This window comes from Stenotrophomonas sp. YJH_SMC_29 (assembly GCF_059371235.1).
In genome coordinates this window covers 36672-49161 of sequence record NZ_JCAFUK010000004.1, presented here as the reverse complement: position 1 = coordinate 49161, position 12490 = coordinate 36672, and the positions used below count along the sequence as shown (strand labels likewise).

Annotated in this window: 2 protein-coding genes; both read right to left on the bottom strand. The window is 70.1% G+C overall.

Annotated features, from left to right (window positions below; all coding sequences use genetic code 11):
* Positions 1–136: 136 nt before the first annotated feature.
* Positions 137–7669: an ESPR-type extended signal peptide-containing protein gene (locus tag AC5P9I_RS06165; RefSeq protein WP_049464277.1), complete on the bottom strand. Its 7533-nt coding sequence runs from the start codon at positions 7667–7669 to the stop codon at positions 137–139.
* A gap of 440 nt (positions 7670–8109) precedes the next feature.
* Positions 8110–11994, bottom strand: coding sequence for a phosphoribosylformylglycinamidine synthase (gene purL, locus AC5P9I_RS06160; RefSeq protein WP_088475822.1), 3885 nt, complete (start codon positions 11992–11994; stop codon positions 8110–8112).
* Positions 11995–12490 lie beyond the last annotated feature (496 nt).

Here is a 12490-nt window from a genome sequence, read left to right as displayed (position 1 = left end):
ATGGATCGAACCAACACTGCGGCCATCATTCCTTGACGACTCCCGGCCGGCCCAGCCGGGATTGCCGTGACCTCCCCCCAGGCCCTCGTTGCAGGTGATGCGCCGGCGTGGGTGGCCGCCGTCGCGATGGACGGGCTTACCAGCCGAAGCCGGCGCCCACGCCGACCGAGCTGTCATCGCTGCTGAAGGCGCCGCCGAAGGTGACCGTGGCGCGATCGCTGATCGCGCGCTGGTAACCCAGTGACAACGCCGATTCGCCGCCCTGGAAACCGATGCCGACGCCGACCCGGTTCTGGGTGCGGATGCCGGCGGCACTGGTGGCCATGTTGAGCATCGCCGCGCTCATCGCACCCTGGCGGTCGATGCGGCGGTCCATGTGGCGCAGGCGTCCATCGATTTCGCCCTTGAACACATCGAAGCTGTCGGCGACGGCCTGCACGCGACTGTCGGTGTAGCTGTTCGCCGTGGCCACGCCACGATCCAGCTGGCCCTTGTTGACGGCGTCGGTGGCGGTGGTGCCGGCGGCGACGTTGGTGACCTGGCGTTCGTTGCCTTCGCTGCCGACCGACACGGTGTTGGCACGGTCGGCGACCGAACCCTGGCCCAGTGCCACGGCATTTGCGGCCGTGGCGTTCGCACCCTGGCCAATGGCCGTGGACGACGCGCCGCTGGCGACAGCCCCCTCGCCCATGGCCACCGCGTTGGCGCCGGTCGCCGGGGTTCCGACCGGAATCCCGGCGCCCGCTGCGGCCACGGTCGGCGTGCCCTGCACGCGCGCGCTGCCTGCGGTCGACGCGGCCGGTGCGGCATCGGCTGCCGCGGCGGCATCCCCAAGGTTGGCCGAACCGTCATCCAGCGACGCACTCATTGCGCGCAGGCTGGCCGTGCCGGCGCGGGTGCCACCGGCGGTGCGGCGGTCGATCTCGCTCACCTTGCGGTCCAACGCACCCAGCGCATCGCCGACGTTGCTGTAGGTAGCGCCCTGGATCACATAGTTCGGTGCCACGAACACGCCTTGCATGCCGACGCTGGCGCCACCGCCGAGGAAGCTGGCGGCGTCACTGAGCGACTGGAACAACTGCCCGCCATTGATCGCCTGGCGGCTGCCGGCGGCAATGCTGCCGGCGCCGACATTGTCGATGGTGGTGCCCTGGATGCCGGACAGGGTCAGGCGCTCACGGCTGGCATCGTCATAGCCGACCGCACTGGCCGCCGTGGTCTCGACCGTGGCGATGCGCGCGTCGAAATCACCGACCCGGGTTTCCACGGCGCCGACGCGCTGGTTGGTGACATTGAGCTGGGAACCGGTGACCGCATCGGTACTGCCGGCAGCGATGCGGCCGTCGGCCACGTTGACGATGCGCCGCGTGGCCGGACCGGCGGTGCCGTTGCCACCGCCGACCGAGACCACATTGGCCTCCAGCGCACGCGAACCGGCACCCAATGCCACCGAGTTGTTGCCGCTGGCGCCGCTGTTGGCGCCCAGTGCCAGCGCCGCGTTGCCGATGGCCGTGGCGCCGCTGCCCAGCGCATTGCTGCGGCTGCCACTGGCGTTGGCGTTGCCGCCGATGGCCACGGCATCGGTGCCGGTGGCACTGGCGGTACCCGAACCATTGGCCTTGAAGCGTTGCCCGACCGCATCGGCGGTGGCGGCCACTGCATCCAGCTGGCCCTTGTTCACCGCATCGGTGGCCTGCGTACCGGCCGCGACATTGGTCAGCTGGCGGTTGATCGCGCTGTGGGTCACGCCGGCAGCATCGACCCACTCCTGCGCGGCACCCACCGACACCGTGTTGGCACGGTCGGCCAGCGAGCCCGCACCCAACGCGACGCTGTTGCCGGCGTCCTTGGTGGTCCAGGTGTTGCTGCCGAGCACCGTCGCGTTGCTGGCCTGCGCGTAGCTGTTGTAGCCGACCACGGTGGCGCCGTCTTCGGTGGCCCACGCCTCGCTGCCGATGGCGGTGGTGAACCGGCCAGCGCTGACGCTGGCGGCATCCTGTCCGGCCAGTGCATTGAAGCCGACCGCCACGCCGTTCAATCCGGTCGCGGCGTTGTTGCCCAGAGCGGTGCCGTACTCGCCCGCCTTGACCTGCACGCCGAAGCCGGCGCCGGCGATCTCCGCGATGGTGCCCTGGCCCACCGCCGTGGACACGTCAGCGGCCTGCGCGGCACTGCCGATCGCGGTGCCGAAGAAGCCGGCGCTGGCGCCTGCACCCAACGCCGTGGCGCGCCAGCCACTGGCCTGTGCGAAGTTGCCGACTGCCGTGGTTTCGCGACCATCGGCGATCGCGCCGTAGCCCACTGCGGTGGCCGCCAGGCCGGCGGCCTCGGCCATGCCGCCGACAGCGGTCGCCCCGATGCCCTGCGACTGCGACTGCGCGCCGATCGCAATGCTGGCGGCGCCGCCGCTGCTGCTCTGTGCACCCAGTGCGACGGCACCGCCTGCGGTGCTGCTGGCACCGCTGCCGATCGCCACACCCTGCTCGGCCGTGGCCAGCGCGTCGACGCCGACCGCCGTGGCATTGGCCGCGACCACCGTTGCGCCGCTGCCCACTGCGGTGGCGCCGTTGCCAATCGCATTGGCCGCGTTGCCAGCGGCGAGCGCATCGTCGCCCTCCACCCGTGCACCGGCTTCGCCATCGGCGTTGCCGCTGGCCTGGAGCTGCCGGCCGGTCCTGTCGGCAACGCTGGCAACCGCGTCCAGCTGGCCCTTGTTCACCGCGTCGGTGGCCTCGGTGCCCGCCGCCACATGCGTCACCTGGCGCTCGCCGCCGACGGTGCCCACGGCCACGGTATTGTCGCGCTCGGCCTTGGAGCCGGCGCCCAGCGCCACGCTGTTCAACCCACTGGCGGTGGCACTGGCGCCCAGTGCCGTGGCATCTGCCGCATCCGCCCACGAATTCCAGCCGATCGCGGTGGCGTAATCTTCGGTCGCCCAGGCGCCGGCACCGAAGGCCGCCGCGCCGGTGCCGCTGGCGCGCGACGGGATCAGGCCGAAGAAGGTGCTGCCACCGATGGCCACGCTCTCGGCGCCACTGGCTTCGCTGGACTGGCCGACCGCAACGGCGCCGCTACCGGCCGCCGCGGCACCGAAGCCGACCGCCGTGGTGTTGGCGCCACTGGCGGCCGAACCGTAGCCCAGCGCGGTGCCGAGGCGACCGCTGGCTTCGGCATAGCCACCGACGGCGGTGGTGCCATCGGCGGAGGCGGCACTGCGGAAACCACTGGCCAGTGCCTGCGTGCCGCTGGCATTGGATTCGGTGCCGGTTGCGGTGCTGTACGCACCGCTGGCCTGGGCCCGCGCACCCACGGCACTGGCCCCCAGCTCGCTGGCGCTGGCGCCGGTCCCGAGCGCGAGGCTGTCCTCGCCGGTGGCCTGTGCGGTGCTGCCCAGCGCCGCAGCGTTGTTGCCGGTGGCCAGCGCGTCGATGCCGACGGCGGTGGCGTTGGCCGCCAGTGCATTGGCACCGCTACCGAGCGCGGTGGCACCGTTGCCGATCGCGTTGGCCGCATCACCGGCCGCCAGCGCGTTGTCGCCCTCGACCAGTGCGCCGGTTTCACCGTCGGCGTTGCCACTGGCCTGGAATTGCCTGCTGGTCTTTTCCGCTGCGGCGGCGACGGCATCAAGCTGGTTCTTGTTGACCGCATCGGTGCCCTGCGTGCCAGCGGCCACGTTGGTGATCTGGCGGGTATTGCCACCGCCGCCGACCGACACGGTGTTGTCACGGTCGGCGATCGAGTCGGCGCCCAGCGCCACGCTGTTGGCCGCGCGCGATTCGGCGGCGTTGCCCAGCGCGGTGCTGTTGATGCCAGCCGACCAGGCGCCGCCACCGACGGCGGTGGAGTAGTTGCCCGATGCTTCGGTGGCCAGCACGCCGAACAGCGATCCGCCGACGGCGACGCTGTTGGTGCCGGTCGCCAGGCTGCCCTGGCCGGTGGCCGTGCTGTAGGCACCCGAGGCTTCGGCGTCGCCGCCCAGCGCCACGCTGTTGGAACCGGAGGCATTGGCGAAGTTGCCGAAGGCAGTGGCGTTGAACGCCGAGGCCTGCGCGTAGCCACCGATGGCGGTGCTGTAGCCGCCGGTCGCTTCGGCGCCGATGCCGAACGCGGCCGACGCAGTGCCACTGGCGACGCTTTCGCTGCCGACCGCGGTGGCGCCGCTGCCACTGGCGTTGCTGAAGTAGCCCACCGCCACGGCTTCCTCGCCGGAAGCTTCGGACAGCACGCCATTGGCGGTGCTGCCGGCGCCGCTGGCGATGCTGGCGGCGCCGAACGCCGCACTCTGCTCGCCGCTGGCCTCGCTCTCCGCACCCTGTGCGGTGGCGTACTCGCCGGTCGCCTGCGCGTTGGCGCCGACGGCGCTGGCGTTGGCGGCACTGGCCAGGGCGTTGAAGCCCAGTGCCTGCGCGTTGGTGGCCAGCGCATTGGCACCGCTGCCGAGCGCGGTGGCACCGTTGCCGATGGCATTGGCCGCATCACCGGCAGCCAATGCGTTGTCACCGTCCACCAGGGCACCCGTCACGTCGTCGCCGTTGCCGCTGGCCTGGAAGAAGCGGCTGGTGGTGGTGGCGGTGGTCGCAACCGCGTCGAGCTGTGCCTTGTTCACCGCGTCGGTGGCCTGGGTACCGGCAGCGACGTTGGTCAGCTGGCGCTCGTTGCCGGCGCTGCCGACCGAAACGCTGCGGGCGCGGTTGGCAACCGAGCCGGCGCCCAGCGCGACGGCGTTGCTGGCACTGGCGTTGCTGCCGGCGCCGAGCGCGATCGCGCTTTCACCACCGGCGACCGTGTTGGTGCCGATGGCGATGCTGTTGACGCTGTTGCCGAGCGCCTGGAAGCCCAGCGCCACGCTGTTGTCGCCATAGCCGAAGGCGCCCCGGCCGACCGCCGTGGCGCTGGCACCGTTGGCCCAGCTGTTGTAACCGATGGACGTTGCGCCGCTGCCACTGGCCCACGCCGCATTGCCGAACGCAGAGGCATTGGTGGCCGTGGCCCACGCACCGGAACCGAAGGCACTGGTGCCACTGGCCGTGGCCCAGCTGTAGCCACCGATTGCGGTGCTGTCGTCACTGCTGGCGAAGGCACTGTCGCCAACCGCAACCGCGTAGCCGCCGGTTGCACGCGACGTGCCGCCAGCAGCGAAGCTGTTGTCCCCGCTGGCCTTGGCCGCATTGCCGAACGCGCTGCTGGCGGCGCCGGTGGCCTGTGCGCCGCTGCCCACTGCGGTGGCGTTGGCGACGGCGGTGGTGCCTACCTGCTGCGCCGTGCCGTCGGCACCGATGATCGGCTGGTTGTACTCGTCGTAGGCCTGGCCGAGGCCACCGATGGCAACACCGCCGTTGCCGGTGGCGTTGCTGTTGCGACCGACCGCCACGGCGTCGTCACCGATGGCCGAAGCGGCCGCGCCATGTGCAACCGCGCCGGCGCCGATCGCATTGCTCGACGAACCGGCCGCCACCGCGCCTTCGCCCTCGGCGAGCGCACCGGCATCACTGCCCGCTTCCGGCTGGGCCTGGAAGAAGCGCGCGGTGTTGTCCGCGGTACTGGCCACGGCGTCCAGCTGCGCCTTGTTCACTGCGTCGGTGGCTTCGCTGCCCGCGGCCACGCTGGTGATCTGCCGTTCGTTGCCGGCACTGCCCACGGCCACGCTGTTGGCGCGCACCGCTTCGGAATTCGCGCCAAGCGCGACGCTGTTGGCGCCACGCGCGGTGGCGTAGTACCCGACGGCCGTGCTCTGTGCGCCGCTGGCCCAGGTCTGCGCGCCGAGTGCGCTGGCATTCTCACCCGGGGCGTAAGCGAAGTAGCCGACGGCGGTGGATTCCGCGCCGGAGGCTTCGGTCAGGCTGCCGTTGGCCACCGCGCGGTCACCGCTTGCGATGGCACCGGCGCCGACGGCCGTCGCCGCTTCGCCGCTGGCCTGGGTCTGCACGAAGAAACCCAGGCCCGGAATCAAGTCGGCCGGGCCACCGATGGCCACGCTGCTGGTGCCGGTGGCGTTGCTCTGCGTACCCAGCGCAGTGGAGTAATCACCGATGGCATTGGCGACCGCACCGAACGCGGAGGCCTGGGCACCGGCGGCATAGGCACCGACGCCGTAGGACGACGCCGCAAAGCCGCTGGCTTCGGCACTGGCGCCGACTGCGGTGCCACCGACACCGGCGCTGGTGGCGCCGGTTTCGACCGGCACGCCACCACTGGTGATCAGCGGATTGCCATCGGCATCCACCGCAGCACCACCGACAGCGACGCTGCCCGGGCCGTTCGCCTGCGCGTTGTTGCCGAACGCGGCGCTGTTCTGACCTGAGGCCAGTGCGTTGTTGCCCACCGCAGTCGCGTTCTGTGCGACGGCATTGGCGCCCGCGCCCACAGCGGTCGCGCCGTTGCCGATCGCATTGGCCGCCTCGCCGGCCGCCAGTGCCTCGTCGCCTTCGGCCAGCGCGCCCGCATCGCTGTTGCGGCTGCCCGTGGCCTGGAAGTGCCTGGCGGTGGCATCGGCGACGGCGGCCACGTCCTTCAACTGGCCGACATTGACCGCATCGGTGTCTTCGGTACCGGCCGCGACGCTGGTGATCTGGCGGGTCAGGCCGTACTCGGCCGCACCGACGGACACCGTATCGACGCGGTCGGCCAGCGAGCCGGCACCCAGCGCCACGCTGCCGGTGGCGACCGCCGCCGAATTGGAGCCCAGCGCGGTGCTGTACTCACCCACGGCGGTGCTGAACGCACCCACCGCGATCGATGCTTCATTGGCGGCGGTGGCGCCACGGCCCAGAGCGGTACTGCCCGGGCCCATCGCCACGGCACCGCCACCGACGGCAGTGGCGCCGTCGGCGCTTGCTTCGGACAAGGCACCCAGTGCGGTAGCCGCGCCGTTCTCGCTGGCGGCATAGGCGCTGGCGCCGACGGCCGTATCGCCAAGCCCGAACGCGGCCGCACTCTGCCCGACCACCACGCTGGCGTCGCCGATGGCCAGGGCGCCCTGGCCGAACGCGCTGGCGCCCAGGCCGGCGGCAATGGCCTGGGTGCCGATGGCAGTCGTGGCGTTGGCCAACGCCTGTGCACCGGCACCGGCGGCCACCGCGCCCTGCCCGTCGATCTTCGCTGCGTCGCTGTCATCACCGGCGCCATCGGCCTTGAAGTAGCGCTCGCCATCGGCGGCCACGTCTGCCAGCGCCGCCTGCGTGGCGCGCGCCTGCGCATCCAGCTGCGCCTTGTTCACCGCATCGGTGGCCTGGGTGCCGGCGGCCACGTTGGTGATCTGCCGTTCCTTGCCGGCATCGCCGACGGACACGGTGTTGGCGCGCGCGGCCTTGGAACCGGCGCCCAGCGCCACGCTGTTGGCCGCGCTCGCGCTGCTGTTGCCGCCGATCGCCACCGCGTTGCTGCCCTTGGCGCTGGCCGTGCCTTCAACCAGGCACTTTTCCAGCAGCTTGCCACTGAACGCCACGCAGGTAGCGCTGCCGCCGATCTGCACCGACTGCGCAACGGCGGCACTGCTCATGCCCAATCCCAATACCAGCCCCAGTGCCACGGCCAGCGCGGCTGGCGTTGCCTGCGTCGTGTCGCGGCGCTGGTCGACCACACCACCGCTGCTGTCGGAAGAGGCCAATTCCGAGGCCACGACCAACTGACCCAATGCTTTGTTCCAGACCTTGCGATAAATCCGATTCATCGGTACGGCTCCTGATTGGACTGGTTTTGGGCAAAGCAACGCCACCGCCGGGCCGTGCGGCCCAACGTCCCCCCTGGGGGCGTCTATTCGCGTGATTTAGTGCGGGTATTGCCGAACGGCGCGCAGCGACAGAAACCCGAGCGCGTGCGCCAAGCGGTTACTGCGAAATGAATGATTCTGAAACGGGCTTCAAGTGTTAACGGCAACTTTGGAGAACGTCAAGACTTTGACACGACAAATCCTATTGCCGTGAAGCAGTTCACTATTTCACGGGTTTATAAAAGGATTTCGTTATGCAGACGTGACGAACGGCTGGCGCCTGAAAATCGATGTAACTAGCGGGCGCGACTGGAGTTTCACACACGCAAAGAAAAACCCGCTGGCAATGCAGCGGGTTTTTCCATACGCGATGGCATTGCGCCCTGCGCGGAATGAAGCGATCAGCCGCACCACACCCGTGCATTGCGGAACATGCGCATCCACGGCGAATCCCCCTGCCATTCGGCGGGCGCCCAGCTCAGGTTGAGCGCGCGCGGGGTGCGCTCCGGGTGCGGCATCATGATGGTGACGCGACCGTCGCTGCTGGTGAGGCCGGTGATGCCGTCCGGCGAACCGTTCGGATTCAGCGGATACTGGCTGGCAACGTTGCCATGGCCATCGATGTAGCGCAGCGAGACGCGGGCCGCGGCCTGGTCGACGGCCGTGTCGAACACCGCCTGGCCTTCACCATGCGCCACCGCCACCGGCAGGCGCGAGCCGGCCATGCCACGCAGCAGGATCGACGGCGACTCCACCACTTCCAGCAGCGCGGTACGGGCTTCGAACTGCTCGCTGGCATTGCGGCGGAACTGCGGCCAGTGCTCGGCACCCGGAATGATGCCCTTGAGCTGGCTCATCATCTGGCAGCCGTTGCACACGCCCAGCGCGAAGCTGTCTTCGCGCGCGAAGAACGCGGCGAAGGCATCACGCAGCGCACTGCGCTCCAGGATCGAGGTGGCCCAGCCACGGCCGGCACCGAGCACATCGCCATAGCTGAAGCCACCACAGGCGACCAGGCCGGTGAACTCCTGCAGCGCCACGCGGCCTTCGATCAGGTCGCTCATGTGCACGTCGAAGGCACGGAAGCCGGCACGTTCGAAGGCGTTGGCCATTTCAATCTGGCCGTTGACGCCCTGCTCGCGCAGCACCGCCACGCGTGGACGCGCACCGGTGCTGATGAACGGTGCTGCGACATCTTCGTTGAGATCAAAGCTGAGCTTCGGCTTCAGGCCCGGTGCGCTGAAGGCACGTGCCACCTCGCGCTCGGCGTCGGCATTGGCCGGATTGTCGCGGCGCTTCTGCATCGCGTGAGTGACCGACCACCAAGCGTCGAACAGCGCTTCCCAGCGCCATTCGGCCAGGTTGCCACCGCCCAGCGACACACGCACCACCGGTGCGGTGGTCGGTTTGGCGATGCGCTGTGCGCATTCGGTCAGTGCATGGCGCTCGACCAGGTCAGCGAACGCGGCGCGGTCTTCGCGTGCGATCTGCACCACCGCACCCAGTTCCTCGTTGAACAGGCTGCGGAACGGATCATCGCCCCACGCATCGAGGGTGATGTCCAGGCCCATCCGCGAGGTGAAGGCCATTTCGCACAGCGCGGCGAAGGCACCACCGTCGCTGCGGTCGTGGTAGGCCAGCAGCAGGCCGGCCTGGCGCGCATCGCGGATCAGCTCGAAGAAACCCCGCAGGCGCTGCGGGTCGTCCAGGTCCGGGGCGGCACCGGCGAAGGCCGGCAGGTCGCCATGGTCGGCGTGTACCTGGGCCAGGATCGAGCCGCCCAGGCGCTGCTTGCCGGCCCCCAGGCCGATCAGCCACAGCTCGCTTTCCACGTCGCGGTCGAGCAGCGGGGTCAGCTGCTGGCGCACATCGGACACCGGCGCGAACGCCGAGATCACCAGCGACACCGGCGACACGCTCTTGTGCGCTTCGCCCTGGTCGTGCCACTGCGCCTGCATCGACAGCGAGTCCTTGCCCACCGGGATGCTGATGTCCAGCTGCGGGCACAGTTCCATGCCCACCGCCTTCACCGCGTCGTACAGCAGCGCGTCTTCGCCCGGGTGGCCGGCCGCGGCCATCCAGTTCGCCGACAGCTTGATCTCATCCAGCGCATCGACCGGGGCCGCGCACAGGTTGGTCAGCGCTTCGCCCACCGCCATGCGTGCCGAAGCCGCCGCATCGAGCAGGGCCAGCGGGGTGCGCTCGCCGATCGACATCGCCTCACCGGCCACGCCGTCGAAGTCGGCCAGGGTGATCGCCACGTCGGCCACCGGCAGCTGCCACGGGCCGACCATCTGTTCGCGCGCGGTCAGGCCGCCGACGCTGCGGTCACCGATGGTGACCAGGAAATTCTTCGAGGCCACGGTCGGGTGCGCCAGCACGCGCAGGCCGGCCTCATGCAGGTCCAGGCCGCCGGTCTTCAGCGCCGGCCAGCGCGGTGCCGGCGGATGCACGGTATCGCGATGCATCTTCGGCGGCTTGCCGAACAGCACGTCCATCGGCAGGTCGATCGGTGCATCGGCCGGGGTGTGGCCCGGCACGGCGCCGTAGGCCACCACCAGATGCTCTTCAGCGGTGGCCACGCCGACGGCCGCGAAGGGGCAGCGTTCGCGGGCGCACAGCGCGGCGAACTCGGCCAGGCGTTCCTGGGCCACGCCCAGCACGTAGCGTTCCTGCGACTCGTTGCACCACAGCTGCATCGGCGACAGCGACGGATCATCGGTGGGCACCTTGCCCAGGTCGATGACACCGCCGACGTTCGAGTCGTGCAGCAGTTCGGGGATGGCGTTGGACAGGCCACCGGCGCCGACGTCGTGGAAGAACTTGATCGGGTTGTTGGCGCCCATCGCCACGCAGCGGTCGATGACCTCCTGGCAGCGGCGCTCCATTTCCGGGTTGTCGCGCTGCACGCTGGCGAAGTCCAGGTCCTCGGCGCTTTCACCGGAGGCCACCGAACTGGCGGCACCGCCGCCCAGGCCGATCAGCATCGCCGGCCCGCCGAGCACGATGACCGCATCACCGGCCTGCAGCGGGATCTTGTCGACCTGGATGCGGTCGATCGCGCCGAGGCCACCGGCCAGCATGATCGGCTTGTCGTACGCGCGCACCAGATCGGCGCCTTCGGGCAATTCGAAGCTGCGGAAGTAGCCGAGCAGGTTGGGGCGGCCGAACTCGTTGTTGAACGCGGCGCCGCCGAGCGGGCCGTCGGTCATGATTTCCAGCGCCGGCGCCATGCGCGGGTTCAGCGCGCGCGGCGCTTCCCACGGCTGCGGCAGCTCGGGGATGCGCAGGTGCGAGACCGAGAAGCCGGTCAGGCCCGCCTTCGGCTTGCCGCCACGGCCGGTCGCGCCCTCGTCGCGGATCTCGCCACCGGCACCGGTCGAGGCACCGGGGAACGGCGCGATCGCGGTCGGATGGTTGTGCGTTTCCACCTTGATCTGGAAGGCGCTGGGTACCTGCGGCTCGCGGCGGTATTCGCCACTGGCCGGATCGGGACGGTAGCGCGAGGCCGGATGGCCTTCGATCACCGCAGCGTTGTCGCTGTACGCGCTGAGCGTGTGCTGCGGGGTCTGCTGGTGGGTGTTCTTGATCATCCGGAACAGCGAGCGGTCCTGTTCCTGGCCGTCGATGGTCCAGCTGGCGTTGAAGATCTTGTGCCGGCAGTGCTCGGAGTTGGCCTGCGCGAACATCATCAGTTCCACGTCCGACGGCGACCGGCCCAGCGCGGTGAAACGCTCGCGCAGGTAGTCGATCTCGTCCTGGGCCATGGCCAGGCCGAGGCGCTGGTTGGCGGCCTCCAGCTGGTCCACCGGCACGCGTTCCAGCTCACCCCGCGCCGGCGCGGAGAACAGCGCCTGACCCTGTTCCACGGTCTCCAGCACCGACTGCGTCATCGGGTCGTGCAGCGCCTTGGCCAGCGCCTGCTGGGCGGCGGCATCGGCCGGCCAGCCCTGCACGTCGATGCGCAGGCCGCGCTCGACCCGGCTCACTGGCTGGCCGGCACCGCGCACCAGTTCGGTGGCCTTGCTCGACCACGGTGACAGCGTGCCCAGGCGCGGCACCACGATGCGGCTGACCGCGCCGTCGGCCACGGCCTCGCCCTGCGGCGCTGCTTCGAGGATGCGGCACAGGGTGGCCAGGTCGGGGGTGGCACTGCCTTCGGGCTGCACGAAGTAGACGTGCCAGGCACCGCTGATGCGCAGGGAGGGAGCGATGGACTGCAGGCGGGATTCAAGACGTTCGCGGCGGAACGGCGACAGGGCGGGCGCGCCCTCGAGGACCATCATGTCCGGGGAACCGTAGTTGGGAAACGGGCCCGACATTGTACCGGAAGCAGGGGGATGGCTTTGGCCGGGCGGCGCCCGGCACCCGCCGAGGCCAGGGCAACAGCAACAGCAACAGCAGCTGCCAAAGCAAAAGCAGGATTTCCGTGGGATGGCGGGGTGGGTCCGGTGGCGGGGGACGCCGTAAACCCATCCCTGGGGGCTTGGCCGCGGCATCCATGCCGCGGACACCCCCGCCACCGGACCCACCCCGCCTTCGACAGATTTCGGCGATCTGCGGTAGATCCACGCCATGCGTGGATGCTCCCCGGTAGTGCCGGCCGCTGGCCGGCAACCAGGAAATGTCAGAAATCAGGCATTGAAGAGCGCAGCGACCGGCTTTTGCTTTGATTTTTTGTTCTGTCTTTCGTGGCTGGCCGCGCAGGAACCTGTCCGTGGCCGGGCGGGTGGGCTCAGGCGGGGTGTCCGCGGCATGGATGCCGCGGCCAAGCCCCCATGG

What these genes read in the sequence shown, in the direction of transcription:
- AC5P9I_RS06165 (WP_049464277.1), bottom strand. Translation starts at nt 7,669, where the DNA reads ATGAATCGGATTTATCGCAAGGTCTGGAACAAAGCATTGGGTCAGTTG.
- purL (WP_088475822.1), bottom strand. Translation starts at nt 11,994, where the DNA reads ATGATGGTCCTCGAGGGCGCGCCCGCCCTGTCGCCGTTCCGCCGCGAA.